Origin of the sequence: Rhizobium sp. AAP43 (assembly GCF_001296045.1) — a bacterium.
Classification (GTDB): Bacteria; Pseudomonadota; Alphaproteobacteria; order Rhizobiales; family Rhizobiaceae; genus Allorhizobium.
On record NZ_LJHS01000016.1, the window covers coordinates 113,645 to 137,452 of the forward strand.

Annotated in this window: 21 protein-coding genes, 1 pseudogene and 1 riboswitch; of the genes and pseudogenes, 3 read left to right on the forward strand and 19 right to left on the reverse strand. The window is 59.1% G+C overall.

Annotated elements, in window-relative coordinates:
- Positions 1-79: 79 nt before the first annotated feature.
- From IP76_RS11135 to IP76_RS11210, 16 genes are all read right to left on the reverse strand, one after another.
- Positions 80-1,801: an ABC transporter substrate-binding protein gene (locus IP76_RS11135; protein ID WP_054158284.1), complete on the reverse strand. Its 1,722-nt coding sequence runs from the start codon at positions 1,799-1,801 to the stop codon at positions 80-82.
- Positions 1,802-1,883: 82 nt separating this feature from the next.
- Complete coding sequence (locus IP76_RS11140) at positions 1,884-2,165, reverse strand: DUF2160 domain-containing protein (protein ID WP_054158285.1); 282 nt, start codon at positions 2,163-2,165, stop codon at positions 1,884-1,886.
- Between the two features lie 10 nt (positions 2,166-2,175).
- Positions 2,176-2,994: a carbohydrate ABC transporter permease gene (locus IP76_RS11145; RefSeq protein WP_054158286.1), complete on the reverse strand. Its 819-nt coding sequence runs from the start codon at positions 2,992-2,994 to the stop codon at positions 2,176-2,178.
- A 13-nt stretch (positions 2,995-3,007) separates the two neighbouring features.
- Positions 3,008-3,877, reverse strand: coding sequence for a carbohydrate ABC transporter permease (locus tag IP76_RS11150; RefSeq protein ID WP_054158287.1), 870 nt, complete (start codon positions 3,875-3,877; stop codon positions 3,008-3,010).
- A 2-nt stretch (positions 3,878-3,879) separates the two neighbouring features.
- Complete coding sequence (locus tag IP76_RS11155; RefSeq protein WP_054158288.1) at positions 3,880-4,950, reverse strand: ABC transporter ATP-binding protein; 1,071 nt, start codon at positions 4,948-4,950, stop codon at positions 3,880-3,882.
- A 12-nt stretch (positions 4,951-4,962) separates the two neighbouring features.
- Positions 4,963-6,042 (reverse strand): ABC transporter ATP-binding protein, encoded by a 1,080-nt coding sequence (locus tag IP76_RS11160; protein ID WP_054158289.1) that lies wholly within the window; start codon positions 6,040-6,042, stop codon positions 4,963-4,965.
- Between the two features lie 44 nt (positions 6,043-6,086).
- The gene (gene glpD, locus IP76_RS11165; RefSeq protein ID WP_054158290.1) at positions 6,087-7,598 is read right to left on the reverse strand and encodes a glycerol-3-phosphate dehydrogenase; all 1,512 of its coding nucleotides are present in this window, start codon (positions 7,596-7,598) and stop codon (positions 6,087-6,089) included.
- A gap of 91 nt (positions 7,599-7,689) precedes the next feature.
- The gene (locus tag IP76_RS11170) at positions 7,690-8,478 is read right to left on the reverse strand and encodes a DeoR/GlpR family DNA-binding transcription regulator (protein WP_054158291.1); all 789 of its coding nucleotides are present in this window, start codon (positions 8,476-8,478) and stop codon (positions 7,690-7,692) included.
- 71 nt (positions 8,479-8,549) lie between these two features.
- Positions 8,550-9,560: an iron ABC transporter permease gene (locus IP76_RS11175; protein ID WP_054158292.1), complete on the reverse strand. Its 1,011-nt coding sequence runs from the start codon at positions 9,558-9,560 to the stop codon at positions 8,550-8,552.
- Positions 9,561-9,614: 54 nt separating this feature from the next.
- The gene (locus tag IP76_RS11180; protein WP_054158293.1) at positions 9,615-10,574 is read right to left on the reverse strand and encodes an ABC transporter substrate-binding protein; all 960 of its coding nucleotides are present in this window, start codon (positions 10,572-10,574) and stop codon (positions 9,615-9,617) included.
- A gap of 17 nt (positions 10,575-10,591) precedes the next feature.
- Entirely contained in the window at positions 10,592-11,386 is a 795-nt protein-coding gene (locus tag IP76_RS11185; protein ID WP_054158294.1) for an ABC transporter ATP-binding protein, read from the reverse strand.
- A 234-nt stretch (positions 11,387-11,620) separates the two neighbouring features.
- Positions 11,621-11,854, reverse strand: a riboswitch (cobalamin riboswitch).
- A 287-nt stretch (positions 11,855-12,141) separates the two neighbouring features.
- Positions 12,142-12,933: an ABC transporter permease gene (locus IP76_RS11190; RefSeq protein WP_054158295.1), complete on the reverse strand. Its 792-nt coding sequence runs from the start codon at positions 12,931-12,933 to the stop codon at positions 12,142-12,144.
- Between the two features lie 7 nt (positions 12,934-12,940).
- Entirely contained in the window at positions 12,941-13,825 is an 885-nt protein-coding gene (locus IP76_RS11195) for an ABC transporter permease (protein WP_054158296.1), read from the reverse strand.
- Positions 13,822-14,916, reverse strand: a complete 1,095-nt coding sequence (locus IP76_RS11200; RefSeq protein WP_054158297.1) for an ABC transporter ATP-binding protein — start codon at positions 14,914-14,916, stop codon at positions 13,822-13,824. Before IP76_RS11200 ends, IP76_RS11195 begins: the two co-directional genes overlap by 4 nt.
- A 90-nt stretch (positions 14,917-15,006) precedes the next feature.
- Positions 15,007-16,140: an extracellular solute-binding protein gene (locus IP76_RS11205; RefSeq protein WP_054158298.1), complete on the reverse strand. Its 1,134-nt coding sequence runs from the start codon at positions 16,138-16,140 to the stop codon at positions 15,007-15,009.
- A 76-nt stretch (positions 16,141-16,216) separates the two neighbouring features.
- On the reverse strand, positions 16,217-17,191 hold the full coding sequence (locus IP76_RS11210) for an agmatinase (RefSeq protein ID WP_054158299.1): 975 nt from the start codon (positions 17,189-17,191) through the stop codon (positions 16,217-16,219).
- Between the two features lie 421 nt (positions 17,192-17,612).
- Between IP76_RS11210 and IP76_RS11215 the strand changes: the two genes are divergently transcribed.
- Both IP76_RS11215 and IP76_RS11220 read left to right on the forward strand, forming a co-directional pair.
- A complete protein-coding gene (locus IP76_RS11215; RefSeq protein WP_054158300.1) occupies positions 17,613-18,353 on the forward strand; it encodes a sulfite exporter TauE/SafE family protein in 741 nt (246 codons plus the stop codon).
- A gap of 29 nt (positions 18,354-18,382) precedes the next feature.
- A complete protein-coding gene (locus IP76_RS11220) occupies positions 18,383-19,135 on the forward strand; it encodes an SDR family NAD(P)-dependent oxidoreductase (RefSeq protein WP_054158301.1) in 753 nt (250 codons plus the stop codon).
- A gap of 54 nt (positions 19,136-19,189) precedes the next feature.
- On the opposite strand, the gene IP76_RS11225 is transcribed toward IP76_RS11220, so the two are convergent.
- From IP76_RS11225 to IP76_RS23605, 3 genes and pseudogenes are all read right to left on the reverse strand, one after another.
- The gene (locus IP76_RS11225) at positions 19,190-20,572 is read right to left on the reverse strand and encodes an aspartate aminotransferase family protein (RefSeq protein WP_054158302.1); all 1,383 of its coding nucleotides are present in this window, start codon (positions 20,570-20,572) and stop codon (positions 19,190-19,192) included.
- A gap of 172 nt (positions 20,573-20,744) precedes the next feature.
- Complete coding sequence (locus IP76_RS11230; protein WP_245281444.1) at positions 20,745-21,722, reverse strand: PLP-dependent aminotransferase family protein; 978 nt, start codon at positions 21,720-21,722, stop codon at positions 20,745-20,747.
- 252 nt (positions 21,723-21,974) lie between these two features.
- A pseudogene (locus IP76_RS23605) lies at positions 21,975-22,235 on the reverse strand (GntR family transcriptional regulator); the annotation flags it as partial.
- Between the two features lie 312 nt (positions 22,236-22,547).
- Between IP76_RS23605 and IP76_RS11235 the strand changes: the two are divergent.
- Complete coding sequence (locus tag IP76_RS11235; RefSeq protein ID WP_054158304.1) at positions 22,548-23,744, forward strand: ROK family transcriptional regulator; 1,197 nt, start codon at positions 22,548-22,550, stop codon at positions 23,742-23,744.
- Positions 23,745-23,808: the final 64 nt, after the last annotated feature.

A 23,808-nucleotide genomic window follows, 5' to 3' on the forward strand; every position in this document is an offset into this window, starting at 1 on the left:
TCGTCTGAAACTCCCTTATAGAAGAAGCCGGGGCGTAGATCCCGCCCCGGCAGTTGTCAATTCAACAGAGCGGGCTCGCTTACTTCTGCCAGCTCTTGACCAGTTCGTCGTAGTTGACGGTGATCGGCTTTTCTTTTTCCTCGGCGATCTTCAGCTGCGGTGCCAGGTTGCCCTTGGCGACAGCGTCGGCATTCCACTCTTCGAGGGTCTTTTCCTCGGCAAGTGCCGGACCGATGTCACCCTGAACGCCTGCACGCTCAAGACGCTGCAGGACCTTTTCCTGCTCGGCGCAAAGCGAGTCCATGGCTTCCTGCGCGGTCTTTGCACCCGAGGATGCATCGCCGATCGCCTGCCACCACAGCTGTGCCAGCTTCGGATAGTCCGGGATGTTCGTGCCGGTCGGCGACCACTGGACGCGGGCCGGCGAACGGTAGAACTCGATCAGACCACCGAGCTTCGGCGCACGGTCGGTGAACGACTTGTGCTGGATCGTCGATTCGCGGATGAGCGTCAGGCCAACCTGGCTCTTCTTCACGTCCACGGTCTTTGAGGTGACGAACTGCGCATAGAGCCATGCGGCCTTGGCGCGGTCATCGGGGGTCGACTTCATCAGTGTCCAGGAGCCGACGTCCTGATAACCGAGCTTCATGCCGTCTTTCCAGTAGACGCCATGCGGGCTCGGCGCGAAGCGCCACTTCGGCGTGCCGTCGGCGTTGACGACGGCGAGGCCTTCCTTGACGAAGTCGGCCGTGAAGGCAGTGTAGGTGAACATCTGCTGGGCGACGTTGCCCTGGGCCGGCACCGGACCAGCTTCACCAAAGGTCATGCCCTGGGCTTCCGGCGGTGCATAGGCCTTCAACCAGTCGAGATACTTCTGAATGGCGTAGACCGAGGCCGGGCCATTGGTGTCTCCACCACGGGCGACGCAAGAGCCGACCGGCTGGGACTTTTCGTTGACCTTGATGCCCCATTCGTCGACGGGCAGACCGTTCGGCAGGCCCTTGTCGCCGTTGCCGGCCATGGAGAGCCAGGCATCGGTGAAGCGCCAGCCAAGCGACGGGTCCTTCTTGCCGTAGTCCATATGGCCGAAGACCTTCTTGCCGTCGATTTCGCGACCGGTGAAGAACTCGGCGATGTCTTCGTAAGCAGACCAGTTGACGGGAACGCCGAGGTCGTAGCCGTACTTCGCCTTAAAGTCGGTCTTGTTCTTCTCGTCGTTGAACCAGTCGTAGCGGAACCAGTAGAGGTTGGCGAACTGCTGGTCGGGGAGCTGGTAGAGGTCGCCATCCGGAGCGGTGGTGAACTTGGTGCCGATGAAGTCGTCGAGGTCGAGACCGGGATTGGTGACGTCCTTGCCTTCATTGGCCATCCACTTGGTCAGCGAGCGGGCCTGCTGATAGCGCCAGTGGGTGCCGATCAGGTCCGAGTCGTTGACATAGGCGTCATAGATGTTCTCGCCCGACTGCATCTGGGTTTGCAGCTTTTCGACGACGTCGCCTTCGCCGATCAGGTCATGCGTGATCTTGATGCCAGTGATGGCCGTGAAGGCAGGTGCCAGGACCTTGGATTCATATTCGTGGGTGGCGATGGTCTCAGAGACCACCTTGATTTCCATGCCGGCAAAGGGCTTTGCCGCATCGACGAACCACTGCAGTTCGGCTTCCTGAGCCGCACGGTCGAGCGTCGATAGATCGCCGATCTCCGTGTCCAGGAATTTCTTCGCCGCTTCCATGTCGGCGAATGCAACGCCGGTCATGGCGAGAAGCATCGTCGCCGTCGTCGTTAAAAGGTGCTTTCGCATAGTATCCTCCCTAAGGTTGCGATTGCAGATTCACCAGTCGTCTGGATGGCAGCCTCCCGCCGCCATCCGCCGTTGTCTTGCTCTATACGTAGCGAAATACGCCGATGGCGTAGACCACGGAGAGAGCGAGAGCCCACCACAGGTTCGGCCCAACAAGGCCGAGCCAAGCGAGATGAATGAAGGCTGATCCGAGCAGCGAGACGAAGAGCCGGTCGCCGCGCGTGGTTTCGAAGCGCAGCACCCCGACCCGCGGATTGCCGCCGGGCGAGACGTATTCCCAGATCGCCATCGACACGATGAGCGTCAGGATCGCGATGAAGAAGAGCGCCGTCGGAAGCGTCCAGGCCATCCATGTGAAGTTCATCGACGCCTCCTCAGACGCGGCCCAGGGCAAAGCCCTTGGCGATGTAGTTGCGGACGAAATAAATCACGAGCGCCCCCGGGATGATGGTGAGCACGCCGGCGGCTGCCAGCACACCCCAGTCCATGCCCGAGGCCGAGACCGTGCGGGTCATGATGGCGGCAATCGGCTTGGCATCGGTGGTGGTGAGGGTCCGGGCAATCAGGAGCTCGACCCAGGAGAACATGAAGCAGAAGAAGGCGGCGACACCGATACCCGAGGCGATCAAGGGTATGTAGATCTTCACGAAGAAGCGCGGGAAAGAATAACCGTCGATATAGGCGGTTTCGTCGATTTCCTTCGGCACGCCGGACATGAAGCCTTCGAGGATCCAGACCGCGAGCGGCACATTGAACAGGCAGTGTGCAAGCGCCACCGCGATATGCGTGTCGATGAGGCCGAAGGCGGAATAGAGCTGGAAGAAGGGCAGCGCAAAGACGGCGGGCGGCGCCATGCGGTTGGTCAAAAGCCAGAAGAACAGGTGCTTGTCGCCGAGGAAGCGGTAGCGGGAGAAGGCATAAGCCGCAGGCAGCGCTGCCGCCACCGAGATCACCGTGTTCAGGCAGACATAGATGATCGAGTTGATATAGCCCTTGTACCAGGACGGATCGGTGAAAATCACGGCATAGTTGGCGAGCGTCGGATTGACGGGCCAGAGCGACAAGGCGCCCGTGATTTCCGAATTGGTCTTGAAGCTCATGTTGACCAGCCAATAGATCGGCAGGATCAGGAAGACGATGTAAATCGTCGGGATCAGGAAGCCGAAGCGCGAACGATCGTCGGAGCTGCTCATCGAGTGCGCCTCCTTACTGGCTCTTTGCGTCGCTGACGGTCATCACGGTGTAGAAGACCCATGACATCAGCAGGATGATCAAGAAATAGATGATGGACATGGCGGCTGCCGGACCGAGGTCGAACTGGCCGACGGCCATCTTGACGAGGTCGATCGACAGGAAGGTGGTGGAATTGCCGGGGCCACCGCCGGTGACGACGAAGGGTTCGGTGTAGATCATGAAGCTGTCCATAAAGCGGAGCAGCACGGCGATCAGGAGTACGCGCTTCATCTTCGGCAGCTGGATATAGCGGAAGACCGAGAAGCGCGAAGCGCCGTCGATTTTGGCGGCCTGATAATAGGCATCCGGGATGGATACGAGGCCTGCATAGCAGAGCAGCACGACGAGGCTGGTCCAGTGCCAGACATCCATGGCGATCACCGTGATCCAGGCGTCGACCGGATCCTGGGTCAGATTGTAATCAATGCCCATGGCATTCAGCGTGTAGCCGAGAAGGCCGATGTCAACGCGCCCGAAGACCTGCCAGATGGTGCCGACGACGTTCCACGGGATGAGCAGCGGCAAGGCCATCAGGACGAGGCAGACCGGCACGCCCAGCCCCTTCTTCGGCATGTTGAGCGCGATCAGGATGCCGAGCGGCACTTCGATCGCGAGGATGATCATCGAGAAAATCAGGTTGCGGGCGAGCGCGTTCCAGAATCGGTCGGAGGAAAGGATCTCGGTGAACCAGTCAGTGCCGGCCCAGAAGAACTCGTTGTTGCCGAAGGTGTCCTGGACGGAATAGTTCACCACGGTCATCAGCGGGATGACGGCCGAGAAGGCCACCAGCAGCAGGACCGGAATGACCATGAACCAGGCCCTGTTGTTCCAGGTCTTTTCCATCGTCAGCCCTCCAGACCTACGCGCCAGGAATCGGCGAAGATGCCGATACCTGCGGGGTCGAACGTGATTTTCGGATCGGTAGGAACCTCGGCATTTTCAGAGACGACGATCGACAGCGGCTGGTCGCAGAAGCGGGCGCGCACGATCTTCTGGCGACCGATATCCTCGACCTTGGAGATCGTGACCGGCATGCCTTCGCGACCAAGCCGGATGAATTCGGGGCGGATGCCGAGTTCGATCTTCGCCTGGTTGCCGAGCTTCGGCGCACCGGGAAGCGCGATTGCCTGGTCGCCGACAGTTGCCGTTGCGCCGCTGACCTTGGCCGGCATCACATTCATGCCGGGGGAACCGATGAAGTAACCGACAAAGGTGTGGCTGGGGCGCTCGAAGAGTTGGGCCGGCGTGCCGATCTGGACGATCTGGCCGTCATACATGACGACGACCTTGTCGGCGAAGGTGAGCGCTTCGGTCTGGTCGTGGGTGACATAGACCATGGTGAAGCCGGACTGGCGGTGCAGACGCTTGAGTTGCGAGCGCAGGACCCATTTCATATGCGGGTCGATGACGGTCAGCGGTTCGTCGAAGAGGATGGCGTTCACGTCGGAGCGGACAAGGCCGCGGCCGAGCGAGATCTTCTGCTTCTGGTCGGCGGTCAACCCTTGTGCCCGCTTGCGGGCCATGGGCTGGAGATCGATCATGTCGAGGATCTCATTCACTCGACGACTGACCTGATCTTCTGGCACATGGCGATTGCGCAAGGGGAAGGCCAGATTGTCGAAGACGCTCATGGTGTCGTAGACGACCGGGAACTGGAAGACCTGGGCAATGTTGCGTGCCTGGGTCGGCAGATTGGTGACGTCGACGCCGTCGAACTCAATGCGGCCATCCGAGGGATGCAACAGGCCTGAGATGATGTTCAAAAGGGTCGTCTTGCCACAACCGGAGGGGCCGAGAAGCGCATAGGCGCCGCCGTCATCCCACTCGTGATGAACTTCCTTCAGGGCATAGTCGCCGGCAGCCCGGGCAGCCGGGGTGTAGGCGTGGCGGATATGGTCGAGATTGATGCGCGCCATGTCAGTCCTCCCTCACGCTGCCAGTTCGGGCGAGACGCCGAGAGCGCGACCCTCGGCACCGAAGGCCATCAAGTGTCGGATGTCGACATAGACGTCGATTTCCCGGTCGGGCTCGATGTCGTGGATGCCATGCTCCAGGCTAACCCAGCGAGCATTGCCATATTCGACATGGATGAAACTTTCCGAGCCGGCGATTTCCGAGACGAGGGTTCGTGCTCTCAGAGCAACCGATCCTGACGGAGCCGACAAGGAGAGATGGTGCGGGTGGAAGGCAACGGTGACGGGGCCGTCCGAGATGGCGGCCAGATGGGCGGGGACCGCAAGCACGGTCTGTCCGTCACGCTGAAACTGGGTGCCGCTCTTCACGACCTCAAGCGTGTTGAGCGGCGGATCGGCGAAGATGCGGGCGGAAGCGAGATCCGCCGGCTTGCGGTAGACCGAGATGGTGCTGCCGAACTGCGTGATGCGGCCTTCGCTCAAGGTTGCGGTATTGCCGCCAAGAAGCAGGGCTTCGGAGGGTTCGGTCGTTGCGTAGACGAAGATCGCGCCGGATTCGGCGAAGATCTTCGGTAGTTCTTCGCGCAATTCCTCGCGCAGCTTGTAGTCGAGATTGGCGAGCGGCTCGTCGAGCAGGACGAGATTGGCCTTCTTGACGATGGCGCGGGCGAGCGCCGTGCGTTGCTGCTGTCCTCCAGAGAGGCTGAGCGGCGTACGGTCGAGATAAGGTGTCAGGCGCAGCAGGTCGGCTGCCTTGCGGACTTCGCGGTCAATAGTGGCCGCGTCCTTGCCGGCAACGCGCATCGGCGAGGCGATGTTTTCGTAAACCGTCAGCGCCGGATAATTGATGAACTGCTGATAGACCATCGCGACGTTGCGCTTCTGGACGGGAACAGCCGTAACGTCCGCGCCATCCACAACAATGCTGCCGGACGTCGGCTTGTCGAGCCCCGCCATAAGCCGCATCAATGACGTCTTTCCCGACAAGGTCGGGCCGAGCAGGACGTTGAGCGTTCCCCGCTTCAACGTCAGATCGGTCGGATGGATGTGATATCCCCCCGCGACCATTTTCGAGATATTTCGCAGTTCAAGCATTTTTCCTCGGGCCTCCTCCAAACCGTCGGTCATTCACGTCTGCACTATGCGGCGGCACCCATCCTCAGATAGATGTCCAGTCCCTTCGCCTCCTCCGGCGTCAGGAATAATCCTTGCTTTGTCCGGCGCCACAGCACGTCTTCCGCGCTGACCGCCCACTCCCGCTCAACCAGCCAGCGAACCTCAGCCTCGTAGAGCGTACCACCAAAATAACGGCCAAGATCCTCGATCCTTTGGGCCGCACCAAGAATCTGCTTTGCGTCTGTCCCATAGCAGCGGACAAGCCGCTCGGCATGGTGACGCTGAATGAAAGGGTAGGCCTTGATGAGATCTACAACCACAGATGCGGCAGCTGTCGCATCGAAATCACCCCCGGGCAAACGGCTTCCCGCCGTCCAGGATTTTCCCTTTTCTCCGATTGCGTCAGCGATCTTCTCGACAGCATGCTCGGCCAAACGCCGGTAGGTCGTGAGCTTGCCGCCGAACACGTTCAGGAGTGGCGGCTCGCCGTCTTGCCCCTCGACCTTCAAGACGTAATCACGCGTCGCTTCCTGGGCCTTGGATGCGCCATCATCATAAAGCGGGCGCACGCCCGAATAGCTCCAGACAATGTCTTCGCTTCGAACCGGCTCCTGAAAATATTCGCTCGCGGCATTGCAGAGGTAATCGACTTCCTGCGCGCTGATACGAACATCCTTGGGATCGCCAGTATAATCCTGATCGGTCGTGCCGATCAGGGTAAAATCGCCCTCATAGGGGATGGCAAAGATGATGCGGTTATCCGGATTCTGGAAGAAATAGGCCCGCGGATCTGAAAACTTCTTCCGGACGACGATATGGCTGCCCTGCACGAGGCGAACATTGTGCACGTTGTTGCGGCCGAAGGCGCCAGCAAGAACCTGATCGACCCAGGGTCCAGCCGCGTTGACCAACATCCGAGCCCGATGCGTCTCTACGGATCCATCGCGCTGGGATTTTGTCGTGATCAGCCAATGACCATCTTCGCGGCGAGCCGACGTCACCCGTGCTCGGCTCAAAATCCTGGCGCCCCGGATTTCGGCGTCCCGGGCATTCAAGACGACCATACGCGCATCATCGACCCAACCATCGGAGTATTCGAAGGCCTTGGAGAAAATCGGCTTGAGCGGCCGCCCGGCAACGTCGCGCCGAAGATCCAGGGTCTTCGTCGCCGGCAAGAGTTTGCGGCCACCCAGATGGTCGTAAAGGAAAAGCCCGAGGCGGATCAGCCAGGCCGGTCGGATGCCACCCTTCTGGAACGGCAAGACGAAACGCAGCGGCCAGATGACGTGCGGGGCCATCTGCCAGAGAACCTCGCGCTCCATCAGCGCCTCGCGAACGAGACGAAACTCGTAATGCTCAAGGTAGCGAAGACCGCCGTGAATAAGCTTGGTGGCGCCCGATGACGTACCGGAGGCGAAATCATTCATTTCCGCGAGCGCGACGCTATACCCCCGCCCCGCAGCATCCCGGGCAATGCCACACCCATTGATCCCGCCGCCGATGACGAAAAGATCGTAGATGGGATGCTCAGACATGGGACCTCCAATTATTTCGCAATGCAGCATATATTGCAATTGCGAAAGCTCATATATCTAATTTGAAAATCAAACGAGTGTCAAACGAAACTTAATTTTCGGTTCGATTCACCGGCAGCGCGTCCGTTTCGACGAGGCTTACTTCCTGTTCTGCGCAGATCGCCCGCAAAGCGGCGGAAGGGCAGTGATCGGTGATAAAGGTCTGAACCTGCGAGATATGGCCGATCCGCACCGGTGCGGTTCTTTCGAATTTCGACGCATCGGAGACTAGAATTACGTGTCGGGCATTGGCGATGATCGCCTGGGCCACCTTCACTTCACGGAAGTCGAAATCGAGAAGTGCGCCGTCCTCATCGATCGCCGAAACCCCGATCACGGCGTAGTCCACCTTGAATTGCCGGATGAAATCGACCGCCGCTTCGCCGACGATGCCGCCATCAGCTCCGCGCACAACCCCACCGGCGATGACGACCTCAATCGAGGGGTAAACTCTCAAGCGATTGGCAACATTGATGTTATTTGTAATCACCATTAATTCACGGTGGTCAACAAGAGCTTCACCGACTGCTTCCGTTGTGGTGCCGATGTTGATGAAGAGCGAGGCATTGTCCGGGATCATTGCGGCGGCCGCCCGGCCGATCGCCTGCTTTTCCTGGGCCGCCATCGAGCGGCGGGCCTCGTATTTCACATTCTCGTTGCTGCTGGGGAAGACCGCACCGCCATGAATACGGTTCAAGGCCCGGGCATCGCAGAGATCGTTGAGGTCCTTGCGGATGGTTTGCGGCGTCACAGCAAAGCGTGCCGCGAGTTCCTCGACAAGCACTCGACCATGTTCCTTAGCCAAGGCAATGATCTCGGCCTGGCGTGCAGACAACAACATGTTTCGCCTCCCCTACTTCGTTTGATTTCAGTTTATGGGAAAACGAAACTTGGGCAATAGGGCTGGGCGCGCTATCGCCGGCGCAAAAGGAGGATGAAGGTTACCCCACCGACAAGTCCCGTCACGACGCCAATCGGCATGTCCTCTGGCGCCATAATGGTTCGTGCGACAATATCGGCCAACACCAGGATGACCGCGCCGAAGACGGCAGAGATCGGGATGACCCGGACATTGTCGCTGCCAAAAACGAGGCGCACGAAGTGTGGCACCAACAGGCCGACAAATCCGATCGCTCCGGAAAAAGCGACCATGACCCCGGTCAACAAGGCAGTCACCACGAAGAGGGTGGCGCGGAAGCGCACCACCGAAATGCCGAAGGTCGCAGCCGTCTCATCACCCATCGCAAGCGCATTGATCTCACGGGACCGGACGATCAGGAAGGCAAGCGAACCGAAAAGAGCGATCGCCGGATAGAGCAAATGCGACCATTGGGCGAGGCCAAGCCCACCGAGCATCCAGAATATGACCGTATGAGCGGCACGCGGATCCGCAAGGAAGATCGCCAGATTGCCGAGTGCCGTCGCGACAAAGGCGATCGCCACGCCGGACAGGACTAGCCGGTCTGCTGCGGCACCGGCATAGCGGGACACCCCCATAACGGCGAACGTTGCAAGCAAGGCACCGGCAAAAGCGAAAAGCGGCACTGTGACCAGCCCGAAGATCAGGCCGGAATGGAGCAATGCGATAATTGCGCCAAGCGCGCCGCCGGAAGACACGCCCAGCAGGTGCGGATCGGCCAGCGGATTGCGGGTGACCGCTTGAAGAACCGCCCCCACAACGGCAAGTCCGGCGCCGACCAGAGCGGCAAGAACAACTCGGGGAAAACGAACATCCCACACAATGCTCTCGCGCCCCGGCGACCAGGTCGGCTCAAACCAGTCAGGCACGAACTGATTGCCGACGATCTGCCACACGGTTTTCGCTGGGATGGGCGACGAGCCAAAGGAAACGCCTGCCGTGATGCAGAGAATGATGACCAGGCAGGCAATCCCTGTCCAGCCGATAATCTTGGTATGGGGCATGGAAATTCCGTTCGCACGCAGAGAGGGCCGCGACAGCGGCCCCGGCAGAGCGGTTTACATGTTGCGCGGATGGAAGGCATCGGCAAGTCGGCCGATGGCGTCAATGTTGCGCGGACCGGGCGTGGCTTCAACATATTCGAGTATGACAAAGCGGTCTTGCTTCACGGCGTCCATGGACTTGAAGGCAGGGTTCTCCTTCATGAAAGCAATCTTCTGCTCGGCGGTCACATCGCCGTAATTGACGATCACCACGACTTCCGGATTGCGCTCGATGACCGGTTCCCAGGAGACTTCCGTCCAGCTTTTTTCGACATCATCCATGATGTTCACCCCGCCGGCGGCTTCGATCATGGCTGTCGGGATACCGAAACGACCTGACGTGAAGGGCTTCTCCGTGCCGGAATCATAGACGAAGACGCGCGTCGGCTTTTCGATCGCACCGATGCGGGTGGTGATCTGATCAAGGCCCGCGCGATAACCGGCAACCAGCGCCTCTGCTCTATCTTCGACCGCGAAAATCCGGCCAAGATTGATGATGTCGGTGAACATGTCCTCCATCGTCGGCTTGTTCTTTGCCATGATGTGGATGCAGGATTCGGTCAATTCGTAGACCTTGATGCCGAACAGTTCGAGCGTTTCGGGGGTGACCTCGCCGCCAACCTTCATGCCGTAGTTCCATCCAGCAAAGTAAAGGTCAGCGTCCACGTCGAGCAGCACTTCCTTGGTCGGGTACTTCGGCGAAAGCTCCGGAAGTTCCTTCACGCCTTCACGCAAGGTCTCATCCAGCGTCTTCCATCCCGAGACACCCGTATAGCCGACCATGTGATCCTGTAGCTTCAAGGCGAGCATCATCTCGGTCAGATTGACGTCGTTTGAAACGGCACGCTTTGGCGGCGCGTCGAAGGTGACTTCTCGATTGCAGCTCTTCACCGTCACCGGAGCCGCCAGTGCGCTGGTTGCGAGGAACGTGGCGACAGCACCGAAGACCAATCGGGAGAACAAGGCGGCAGGCATGAGAGACCCTTTCAAAATCAGGAAGCGGCAAGGGAAAATGTGAAGCCGGACAATCGGCCGTGATCATCGGCTCTGTGATTGGCCGTCACACCGAAGGTACGAGATAGAAGTTTTTCGGTCAGAACCGATTTAGGATCGCCGAAAGCCGTCAGGGACCCGGCATTCATCAAGCCCACATGGGTGGCAAAATCGGTTGCCAGATTGATGTCGTGCAAGGTGGTGATGATGGTCAGCTTCAGCCGTCCCAGGAGGTCGAGAATCTCGAGCTGGTGTCGGATGTCGAGATGATTTGTCGGCTCATCGAGGATTATGATCTGCGGCTGCTGCGCCAGCGCGCGGGCGACGAGCACCCGCTGCTTCTCACCACCCGACAATGTCGAGAACTGCCGCTTGCCCATATCCGCCAGCCTCAAGTGTTCGAGCGCGTGATCAACCTGGTCGCGATCCTCGGCCGTCCAGCCGGATAGCCCGGTGCGCCACGGAATTCGGCCCATCATCACGACATCGCGGACGTTGAATGGAAAGTCGGCCGGCATTTCCTGCAGAACAACGCCAACTTTCTGGGCAACGCGCCGGGCCTGCATCTGCCAGATGTCTTCGCCTTCAATATGAACCTGACCTTCTCGGGGCATAAGGTTACGGTAGAGGCAGCGAAGCAGGGTGGTCTTGCCTGCTCCATTCGGACCGATAATAGCCAATCGATCGCCGGCTTTCAGAGCGAAGCTGACGTCACGGATGAGAAAGCGTGCGGCATCCGGCCCCCAGCCGAGATCTGAGACCTGGATACCAACTCCTTGCGTGTCACAGCTCATTAGAGACGCCCCTGCTTGGCGTCAGGGGGCAGCGGGGTCCAAGGCATCCGCGCGCGAACCATGTCAGCCATGCCGATGCCACAGCATCCCGGGCAATGGATTAGCTGGTGATATGTGAGACTGGCCACGACTTTCCCCCCAAGGACTGACCGGGAGGCGAAATGGCAAATTTTTCATGCGCTGGCGACCAGCGCAATTTTCCATTCAGATCCATCGGAACACCCCGTCCGCTGCAGTTACATTTCTCTTGACGGCAGGTCTCCTGGCTCACGGATATGTGCAGATCATCAACCTTCCCGCGAAACTTCGCAGTGGCTTGGCGCTCTCACGCCACCAGGATGAACGGCAATCCGCTTACAGTTGCGGGGGCAGCCACGGTCTTGGTCCCTGTATGGGTCGTCCTCACCGTGTTCCCTATTAATCCCCTCGAAGTCATCCGATGAGGGAACCGTCCCCTTCTGAATAGGGTGCCAAAGCTCTGCTGGTCAAGCCCCTCGCCTGCGCATCAATCAATTTCTGCGTTCTGTAATATCATTACACTACGAATGCAAGGAAATTTCCATGCATAGGCGCATGCCGTCTCAGACGATGAAAGCCTGGAGAAAAACCGGGCAAACGCGGGTAGTGCAGTCCGATCCCCCCATTAAGGGACAGTCGCCAATCCGCCGCCTGCGGAAGTGGCATCTCCGGGCCAGCTCAGCAAGCCAGCCGGAGATCAGGCGCCGTTCTTACCTGTGCCGGAGGTCGATTGGAGATCAAACCTGAGGGCGGCCCACGCTGCGACGGCGGATCTCGATAATCAGGACGCCGAGCAGGGTCGCGGCGATCAGGATGACGCAGAGCGCGTTGATCGTTGGCGTAATGCCGCTTCGGACCTTCGAGAAAACGTAGACGGTCAAGGTATCGTAAGGGCCGCGTGTGAAGAGCGTTACGTTGAAGTTCTCGATCGACTGGAAGAAAGCGATAACGGCGCCAGCACCCAGTGCCGGGTAGAGATGCGGCAGAAGAATGCGGCGCAGAACCATCATATGGCTTGCACCGAGATCAAGGGCTGCTTCCTCCAGCGAGCGGTCGAAACTCTGAAGGCGCGCAAGGACCAACAACATCACGAAGGCCGAGATATAGGAGGCCTGGCCGAGGACCGCGAGATGCAGGCCGGGGGCCACGCCGAGCGAATTCCAGAACAGCAGCGTCGATATGCCGATGACGGCGCCGGGCGTGAGCACGGGCGCGACCATCATTCCATAGAGCGTGGATCGGAGCGTGCCGCCGAGATTGTTGACGAGGATGGCGGCGGCGGTGCCGATCGGGACAGAGATCGCGACGACAGCGAGCGCAACCAGCAAGGTGTTCTTGAAGGCGTTCAGCAGGCGAGCATCGTTCCACAATTCGACAAACCACTGCAGGGTAAATCCCTGCCAGGGAAACACGGAGGGAAACCGCGTGTCGTTAAAGGCGGCGCCGCCCATGACCACCAGTGGCAGCAAGAGATAGGCAAGGAAGATTACGAGATAGACGCGAAACAGCCAGTCGGATTTCTGGGTCATGCCGGCCTCACTTCGCAATGTCGGACAGTTTGACGCGGAAGATCCGCATCACGGCGGTGACGAAGAGCGTGCACAGGATCAGAAGCAGGAATGCGTAGGCCGCGCCCGTATTCCAGTCCAGCGATTCGAACATCCATTGCTGGATGATTTCCGTGAACCAGCGCGAATTGGTCGAAGCAAGCAGCGTCGGCACGAGGATAGACCCGGCCGAGAGCATGAAGACCATCACGGATCCAGAAGCGATGCCCGGTTTGGCATGGGGCAGGATCACACGCCAGTGGATGCGCCACCAGGATGCACCCAGATCGTCCGCCGCCTCGATCTGGCTCGTATCGAGCGACTGGATCGCATTGTAGACCGGGAACAGCATGAACAGGACATAGGTGTAGACGAGGCCGATCATCACGCTGCGGAAACCTGTCATCCAACGGATCGGGCGTTCGATGAGACCGATATCGAGCAGAATGTAGTTGAGCGGTCCCTTCAGCGACAGGAGGATGAACCATGCGAAGGAGCGCATGATTTCGCTGACCCAGAGCGGAATGGTGAGCAGCAGGAAGATGGTCGGCAGGCTCTTGGGCGATGCCTTTTTCGACAGGTAGTAGGCGAGCGGATAGGCAATAGCGAAACAGATCGCGGTCACGATCGAGGAATAGAGGACCGTCCAGATAAAGACCGAGATGTGGATCGGGCTCTGAAAGAAGGTCAGGTAGTTCTTGAGTGTATAGACATCCTTCGGGCCGCCCATCTCCTGCACCGGCAGATAGGGTCTGAAGGAATTTTCGAACAGATAGAGGTTTGGCACGATGACGAGCAGCAGGAGCCAGAAGGCGACCAGCAGGCACATGATGAGCGTCAGGCCAGCACCGTAGCGTTCGACAAGATCCTTCATGCCGGTTCCGCCGCGCTCGTGGTGGTCTCATCGGCGAGAATGAAGGCGTGGTCCATCTCGAAATTGGCAAACAGCCGGGCGCCGGGATCCGGTATGGCGGCTGATCCGTCATTGCGGATTTCGGAGACGATTGTCCGGCCAGAGGCATCCTCGGTCTTGATCGAGATGAAATTGCCTTCAAAGGCAATATCCGTGACCTCTACCGCAATCGTGTTGCCATCCGTGGCGCTTGCATCCAGGCGCATATGCTCCGGTCGGACATAGAGCTTGGCGCCGTTATCGATGTCGACACCCAGCTTGCCGCGGAAAACACCGTTCTCGGTCTGGAAATCGCCGACGGCACCGGAGCGGGCAGAGAGCGTACCGGTAAAACAGTTGGTTTCGCCGACGAAGGTCGCGACGAAGCCATTTGCAGGATTGTTGTAGATTTCGCGGGGAGCTGCGACCTGCTGCAGCTTGCCATGCGACATGACCGCGACCCGGTCGGACATGGCAAGCGCCTCGCCCTGGTCATGGGTGATGTAGATGAAGGTGACATTGGTGCGCTTCTGGATCGCACGCAATTCAGCCCGCATATGCTGGCGCAGCTTCAGATCGAGCGCCGACAGCGGCTCGTCGAGCAGCATGACGGATGGTTCGACGGCAAGCGCGCGGGCTATCGCCACGCGCTGCTTCTGGCCGCCGGAAAGTTGGCTCACAGACTTGTCGGCTGCATTCGGCAGATCGACCAGTGCCAGAAGTTCCTCGGCCTTCTGCCGCCGCGCCTTCTTGTCGACGCCTCTCGCTTCCAAGCCAAAGGCGATGTTTTCCCAGATCGGCATCAGCGGGAAGAGAGCGAGGTTCTGGAAGATCAGCGCCGTCGGGCGCTGGTTGGGGCGCTGCCCCTGCATGTCCTTGCCGGCGATGCGGATCGTGCCTGAAGTCGGCGAGATGAAACCCGAGACCATGCGTAGAATGGTTGTCTTGCCGCATCCGGACGGACCGAGAAAGGAGAAGAATTCACCGGCCCTGATCGACAGCGACACGTTGTCGACGGCGCGGAACGGGCCGAAATCGGCACATACATCTTGAAGTTCGACACTGGCACTCATTGCGTCTGGTTCATTCCCCTTGGCCCGGCGCGGGCCTCATCTGGCTCCTATGCCGGCCGCCAAGGCGGCCGGCATGATCTTTCAAAACGCTCAAGCAGCCTTGTACTTGTCGGCATACTCGCCGCGCTTGGCGAGGAACCAGGCGGCCTGGCTCGGCCACCAGTAAAGCTTGCTCACGGCGTCGCCGGGGAAGCTGGCCTTGTAGAATTCGGAAACGGCCGGATCCATGAGGTCGATACCGCCCTTGCCGACGGGATTGGCGGAGAAGGCGGTGGCCCAAAGGGCGGAGCCTTCAGCGGTCGACGCCCATTTGGCGAATTCATGCGCCTGCTCGACGTTCTTTGCGTTCTTCAAAAGCACAAGGCCCTGGTTCCAGGCAAACGCGCCTTCCTTTGGAGCAACGTAGCTGTAGCCGCCTTCCTTCTTGAGATTGAAGCCAGTAGAATCCCAGCAGAGGCCGAGTACGGCACCATTGGTGCGGAAGGCCGCCTGGGCATCATTCTCACCACCCCAGAACTGGACGATGTTGCCCTTGGCCTTGATCGCTTCAGCCAGGACAATGTCCCAGAGCTCGACCATGGTGGCTTCGTCCTTGTAGCCATCGATCCACGGCTTGGGCAGCTTGCCTTCAGCATCGAGCCAGCGGCCCATGGCGGCCAGCGCCGAATGGCCGCGGACCGTGATCTGGTTGTCCGGGTTGAACAGGTCGGCGAGGCTTGCCTTGCCATATTCAGTCGGGAAGTCGGTGGTGTTGTAGACGAGTGCTTCCGTACCCCAGACGGAGGGCACGATCAGCTTCTGGCCATCGATTGTTGCAAGCTCATCAGCAGAGCCGTCGGCCAGACCCGGAGCGTAGTTGTCGAGTGCGAGCTTGCTGGTATCCCAGCCCTGCAGCAGGCCATTGGCGTTCCAGGCGGAGACACGGTCGAGCGTCGGCTCGACAACGTCAGACGTGCCCGTCTCAAGCGAGATCTTGGCTTGGGCGAACATCGTGTCCTGGTCAGGTTGTTCGGTGAAGCTGACCTTGATGCCGGTCGCCTTCTCGAAGGCGGGGAAGACTTTTTCCGCCATGCCGGGATAACCGGCCCAGCCGGTGAAGTTCAGCTCGCCGGAGGAGGCGAGCGCACTGGAGGAAATGAGCGCAGGCGCGGCCAGAAGACCGGCACCGGCTGCGGAGGTTTTCAGGAGGGTACGGCGTGTCAGTGGCGCAGAAAACAAAGTCATTGGTATGCTCCCAGTTTTGTCAGGTTCCCATGGCGATCGATCAGCCGGTTATCCGGTCCTTGTTCTTTTGAATGTCTCAGGCTGCTTGCTTGCGTGCCTTGCATTCGGCAAGCACGCACAAAAGTTCAAACATGATGGTGACGCCGAGGAAGGCCGTCGCACCACTCGTATCGAACGGGGGCGAGACCTCGACCAGATCGGCGCCGATGATGTTGAGACCTTTCAGACCCCGCACGACTTCCAGCGCCTGGAAACTGTTCGGGCCGCCGATCTCCGGCGTACCGGTGCCAGGCGCAAAGGCCGGGTCGATGAAGTCGATGTCGTAGCTGACATAGGTTTCGCCAGAGCCTGCGATCTCGCGGGCCTCGGCCATGACGTCCTCGACGCCGCGGGCGTGAAACTCTTCGATCGGGATAACCCGGATGCCAACGGCATCGGCGAAATCGCGGTCCTCGAAATCATAGGCAGGGCCTCGGATGCCGACCATGCAGACACGCTTGGGATCGAGCAGGCCTTCCTCCACCGCACGGCGGAAGGGGGTGCCATGAGTATATTTGAAGCCACCGAAATAGGAGTGGAAGAGGTCCGTATGGCTGTCGAAATGCACCATGCCGAGAGGGCGATCCTTCGCCAGTGCCCGCAGGATCGGCAGCGTGCACAAATGGTCGCCGCCAGCGCTCAAGGGGAGGATGCCGGCATCGACCACCTTGGAATAAAAGGCGGTGATGCGATCCATCGAATCCTGGACATCGGCGGGATTTGGACCGACATCGCCGAGATCGGCGCAGCGCGCCAGCTCGAAAGGCTTGGATCTCGTTACCCCGTTTCGACTGCGGATCATGGTGGAGTAGTCACGAAGCTGGCGGGGTGCATGACGCGGTCCGGGCCTGTTCGTCGTCCCTCCATCCCAGGGAACGCCAATCAATCCGATCTCAACTTCGGAAATGCGGGGGTCTTCGAACGTGACATATGGCAGACGCATGAAGGTGGCGATGCCCGCAAAACGGGGTAGGTCGAAACCGGAAACAGGTTGGAAATCGCCAGAATTCATGCAGTCCTCGTGCAGCTTTGCCTGCTGTTATTGAGGGGCTAAGCTAGCACGAAGAGATCGCCTGACAACAATGCATCAACAGCAACACGAAACATGTCGACGTATATTATCACATGTTTCGATTTTTTGTGTTTACTTGTTCAAATATAAGCCTGAGATGCGTACAAAATTACCGCAAATTGTCTATTTTTTGGGCGGATTTTTTACAGGCTGTCGACCTACGTCAGCACTAAAATCATACAGAAGTGCCAGGAAAGTTGAATTTAAGCTCCTTATAAGCAAATCATAATCTACAAAATTTCATGAGAAATGCCTGGCTCCATGCTTGCACACAGCTGGATCTGCCGGGTCGCAGGACCTGCCCGTATGACTGCTTAACATAGCCCGACACTCGGCTGTTCGGCGGCATTAGGAGATTCGTATGGACGCTCTGATCATCGGCGCAGTTACAATCGGCGCAGGTGTTTTCCGGGGTGTCACCGGCTTCGGCTATGCACTGGTGGCAGCCCTTGGCCTGGCAGGGATGTTTTCACCGACCGGTATGGTGCCGTTTATCCTCATCAACGATCTTATGTTGACTGCATTTACCGTGGTCGACCGGGGACGCAGTCCAATCGACTGGCGTGTGACGCGCATGTTGATGACGAGCGGCTTGATCGGGGCATTGTGTGGAAGCCTTCTCGTTCCCTACCTGGAAGGAGAGATTGCACGCATTCTGGTGTCCGCAACGATTGTCGTTGCTGCGTGTGTCGCATTGATTGCCCATCCGCCTTCCTGGCTGGCGCACAAGGCGCTTGGCATCGGCATCGGATTTGTTACGGGCCTTCTTCTCTCGGCATTTGCGGTCGGTGGCCCGCTCATCGCCGCCTGGCTTCTGGCGGGTGGCGTCAAGCGGGATTGCGTACGCGGAACGCTCGCGATCTTCTTCGGCGTGGTCGATATGTTCACGCTGGCGGCCCGCGCCTCCATGGGTGATATCGATGCCGAACTTCTTGGATTGCTGGCAATCTATTGTCCGTTGACCGTGGCAGGTTTTGCTGCGGGCTATGTTCTCTCGCACCGGCTACCGCAGCATGTTTGGGACCGCGTGGCTGGAATCGGCCTTGTCCTCATCGCTGTAGCCGGTCTGCTCCAAACAATTTATGCCATCGCAACCGCCTGACCATGACATCCAGTAAGGAGACGCCAACCATGTCCAAAACCGTTCTTGTGACAGGGGCCACATCCGGCTTCGGGAAAGCCATCGCTCAACGGTTTGCACGTGAGGGCAACCGTGTGGTGGTGACAGGTCGACGTCAGGATCGATTGGACGCCTTGGTTGAAGAACTCGGCGGTGAACAGTACGTCACCTCCCTCTGCTTCGATATTCGGGACGAGAAAGCGACAGCGGCGGCCATGGCCACTCTTGCAGACCCCTTTTCCAAGATCGGCGTTCTCGTGAACAATGCCGGACTGGCGCTAGGGACCGGCCCCTCCCAGGAGTGCGATCTCGACCAGTGGAAAACAATGATCGACACAAATGTGACGGGGCTCGTGACCATCACGCGCCTGCTTCTCAACCAACTGATCGAACGGCGCGGGCTGATCGTCAATCTGGCCTCCATCGCATCCAGCTGGCCCTATCCGGGGGGCAATGTATACGCAGGCACCAAGGCCTTTGTCAGACAGTTTTCGCTGGGGCTTCGCAGCGATCTGTCCGCCAAGGGGGTGCGCGTGACCTCTATCGAACCCGGTCTGTCGGAGAGCGAATTCACATTGGTGCGCACTGGCGGTGACCGCGAGGCCTATGATCGCCTCTATGCCGGCGCCAATCCGCTGCAGCCCGAAGACATTGCCGAGACGGTCGCTTGGGTCGCGTCGCTGCCCTCCCACGTCAACATCAACAGCCTGGAAGTGATGCCGGTCAGCCAGTCCTGGGCGCCGTTCCAGATCCATCGAGGATGAGAAGGAGAGACTTATGCAGTCTCTCCCAAAATCCCCTCTGACTAGCAGTGACCGTCAGCCGAAGACGGTCGTCAGGGCGGTATCGATGGCGTCGGTGATCTGATCGATATCCTGTTCGGTTGCGATGAGGGCGGGCGCAAGGCACAGCGTGTTGTTGAGGCCGGGCAGCGAGCGGTTGGTCGCGCCGATCAGCACGCCCTGAGCGGCGCAGTTTGCGATGACCGCCTGAACCTGCCTCTCCGGTGCCGGCTCCTTGGTCTGCCGATCCGCCACCAGCTCTGCGCCGCAGAAGAGGCCAGCACCGCGAACATGGCCGATGACAGCGTGACGCTCCGACAGCGCTTCAAGATTGGCAATCAGCCTTGATCCCATCTTCAGCGTGTTGTCGAGAAGACCCTCGTCCTCGATGATCCGCATGTTCTCAAGCGCGGCAGCGGGCCCTGCCACGCAGCCGCCGAACGTTGAGATATCGCGGAAATGCGCCATCGGATCTTCAGGGTCGTCCTTGAACATGTCGAATATCTTTTCGGTGGTGACCGTGCAGGAAATCGCCGCGTAACCCGATGCCACGCCCTTGGCCATGGTGACGAAATCCGGCTCAATGCCGAAATTCTGGTAGCCGAACCACAGGCCGGTTCGCCCGACGCCGCAGACCACTTCGTCAATATGGAGCAGGATGTCGTATTTCCGGCAGATCTCACCGACCTTCTGCCAGTAGCCTGCGGGAGGGACGATCACGCCACCACCGGCGGTGACCGGTTCCAGGCACAGAAGGCCGATCGTATCCGGTCCCTCGCGCAGAATGACCTCCTCGATCGCTTCGGCAGCCCGCTCACCGTAGTTTTCGATTGCGCCGTACTGGCTGCGATATTCCAGGCAATGCGGCACTTCGACGAAGCCCGGGGGCATCGGACCATACTGCTCGCGCCGCTGCGGCTGGCCGGCAGCGGCCAGCGTTCCGATCGTGGTGCCGTGGTAATCGCGTTCGCGGTAGAGAATCTTGTACTTGCGTCCACCATGGTGGCGATGGGCGATCTGGCGCACCATCTTGAACACCTTCTCATTCGCTTCCGAGCCAGAGTTCGAATAATAGACGCGGGTCAGTCCGGGCATTTTGGAAATCAGCTTCTGGGCGAACTCTGCCCCGGCAATTGAGCCGGCCGAATTTGCGAAGTAGTTAAGCTTGACCAGTTGGTCCCGCACGGCATTTGCGATGCTGACCCGGCCAAAGCCGACATTAACGGTCCACACGCCGCCTGATAGGCCATCGAGGAATTCACGTCCGTTCGCGTCCCAAAGCCGCATGCCGCGGCCTTCAACGAAGATGCGCGGATCATTGGTCTCCAGAGGCTTGTGCTGGAGGAGGTGGTGCCAGACATGAGCACGGTCTGCCTCGATGATGTCGCGGATGTCGTTGGGCTGCTGGATCATGTTCATGGCTGGAACGTCTCCCTGGGATAACGGGGCTTGCTCGCAAACACCGATAGGTCTTTGCGAAGCGTTTGGGTCTGCAAGCTCTAGCATGCGAACCGCTGCCCTTGCCCTCGTCCGGCTCCCTGGCACCCCCAAAACTCCTGTCTGGCTCCTGCCCCAAGCCATGAGCCAGCGCTCATCTACATTGCTCCTCCACGATCGCGCCGAGCTTCGCGAGCCCACCAGCGATGCGGTTTGAGGCGATCGAACTGAACCCGATCCGAAAGTGGTTTTTGCCATCCGCGGCATCGGAATAGAAGATATCTCCGGCCTCGATCAGAATGCCTTGCGCCTTCGCAACAGTCGCCACAAACCGCACATCAAGCTGTGGAGGTCCTTCTATCCAGAAACTCGTGGCACCTTCGCCGCGCAGGAATTTACAGGAAGGCATAACCTCAGGCAGCTGTTTGGCGATCAGACGCGCCCGCTCGGCGATCACGGAACCTGCTTGAGCAAGATGCTGTCGGTAGTGACCGAGTGCAATGAATGTGGCCAGTGACCGCTGGTTGTTGGTGGGTGGATGACGCAGCATCAGACGTCGCAACACCCGCAATTCGTCGATCACCGGTTTCGGCGCGACCACATATCCAATGCGCAATCCGGGAGCCAGAACCTTGGAGAAACTGCCGACATAGAGGACACGTCCCGCCGTATCCATGCTCTTCAACGAAGGTATGTCCCGGTCAGTCTCCACCGACAGATCAGCATCGTAATCGTCCTCTACCAGCAGAAGATCGCTACGACTTGCCGCCTTGACTAAGAGCTTGCGCCGCTCCGCCGACATCACGGTCGTGGTTGGGCATTGATGGCCAGCCGTCACGAAGACAATACGGCAGCCGGAGAAAATCTGGTCTGGGACCACGCCATCTTCGTCACTGGACAGGAAGCGGGTGTTCTGTGTGGAAAGACTTACCATGTTTCGCAGATCCGGATAACCGGGGTTTTCCAGACCGACTGGGGTCTCGCGATCGATGAATAGCTGCACGATCATCGCAAGCGCCTGTTGCGAGCCCAACGTGATGATGATCTCGTCAGGCTGGACAAAGATCCCGCGTCGCGGCAGCACCTGCACCCGCAATTGCTCGATCAAATCGGGATCATCGTCATCAATCATGTCGGCTGCCCAGCCCTGTATTTCCTGGACACTTGAGGTCGCACGGACGGCTTCCCGCCAGTTATTGGTCGGAAATAGGCCCGGGTCATACTGGCCCGACAGAAAGGGATAGGGATAGGAACGCCAGTCCCTTGGCTTGGTGATATGGTTCAGGCGTGATGGTCTAACAACGAATTTCGCCGACCAGTCCGCTGTTCGCTTCGGGCTCGTTCTGATCTGCGCCGGCCTGATGCCGGGAGACACGAAAATACCGCTACGATGACGTGAGATCAGGAAGCCCTCATCGATCAGCTGCTGATAGGCAGCCGTCACCGTGTTGCGCCCCACGCCCAACATGGATGCAAGTTGGCGTGAAGAGGGCAGACGGGTTTCGGCCGCCAGCATCCCCGTTTCTGTCGCCCTGACGATCATGCGGCGGATCTGGATGTTCAATGGCGCGCCGCCGCGATCGACAGCGTCGAAAACACGAGGCCATACGGTATCTATGGGAAGAAGAAGCTGTGAGATTTTCATGAAACTTCAAAAGCAAGAACTAGGCCATTTGGTTCTATGTAGGCGTGACCGAACCATGCGATATGATAGGCTGAAGCTTGTTGATGGAATCTGGCCTTTGCAAGCCATCCCACCTTGATTAAGCGATCTGCTGTGCATTGCTGCTGCCACTGACCACGAGGCGCTAGACAACTTCGAATTTTCGAACTTCAGTCAGACAACCAAACATGAAATAATTCGTCACTAGAACGAACTATTTGCATTCGATCATGGTGCATGCGATGATTTTCGCCCGCAGCTTGACGCGGGCAGAATTGAGGGAGGCGCAAGCGGATGAACATCTGGACCAGTACACCACCGATGCTACGCCAAATCTCCGTGCGTGCCGCAATGGAAATCCTGCTGCACGAAGGTCCAACCTCACGCGCCGATCTTGCCAAGAAAACCGGTCTTTCGAAACAGACCATGTCCGAGGTGATCCGTACCCTGGAGGAATCCGGCTGGGTCCGAGTTAAAGGTGTTGTGTCGGGCAAAGTCGGGCGCAGTGCTGTTTCCTATGAAGTTGCGCCGGACGCCGGATGCGTGATCGGCATAGACCTCGGGGCCACGACCATCCGCGCGGCCATCGTCGACATTGCAGGCGGCATATCAGAGGAGATCGAGGCGCCAGTAGAAGGGCACACAGGGAAGAAACTGCTCGACCACGTCAACAACCTGATCGAACAGAGCCTGACGAAGGCAAAGATTCCGCGCAGCAAAGTGTTGCTGGCCGCCGTCGCAACGCCAGGCGTGGTGGATCCGGAAACCGGGATGCTGTCGCTCGCCCCCAATATGTCCGACGTCGCCAGCATGGATATGCGGCGCACGCTGCAGGATGTGCTCGGCTGCGACGTGATCATTGAGAATGACGTCAATGCGGCCGTTATCGGCGAAAGCTGGAAGGGTAACGGCATCGGCCTCGACTGCGTTGCGTTTATTTCTCTTGGGACGGGCATTGGTCTCGGCACCCTGGTGAACGGAAAGCTCATGCGGGGCGCAAAGGGCGCGGCAGGTGAAATTTCCTATCTTCCTTTCGGTTCTGACCCTTACGCAGCCGAAAGCCTGGAGCGGGGAGCGCTTGAATGCGCGATTGGCGCCCGGGGGATCGTCAATCGCTACGGATCGGGCGACGGTGGATTGACGGCGCGCGATGTGCTCGAGAAAGCCGAAGGTGGCGAAGCCGGTGCGCTTGCCACAATTAAGGAGACAGCCCGACTGGCTGCACTCCTTGTCGTTTCGGTCGACGCCATGCTTGATCCGCAAAAGATCATCCTAGGGGGCAATGTGGGCCGTCATCCCCTAGTGGAGCGGCTTATCCAGCAGGCTCTGCCAGCCTGCACGAAGAGGACGATCTCTGTGGAAGCCAGCACTCTCGGATCCCGTGCCACATTGATGGGCGCCGTTGCGATTGCTCTCAATCAGCTGCACAATGCGCTGTTTTCGCCTCAGGATTTGCCCACCGAAATGCGCCTGCCGACGGCGACCGCTTAATCCTGGTCTTCCCACAAACAGAAACACCCGCCGATCGAGATGACCGGCGGGTGTTTCCTCTGGG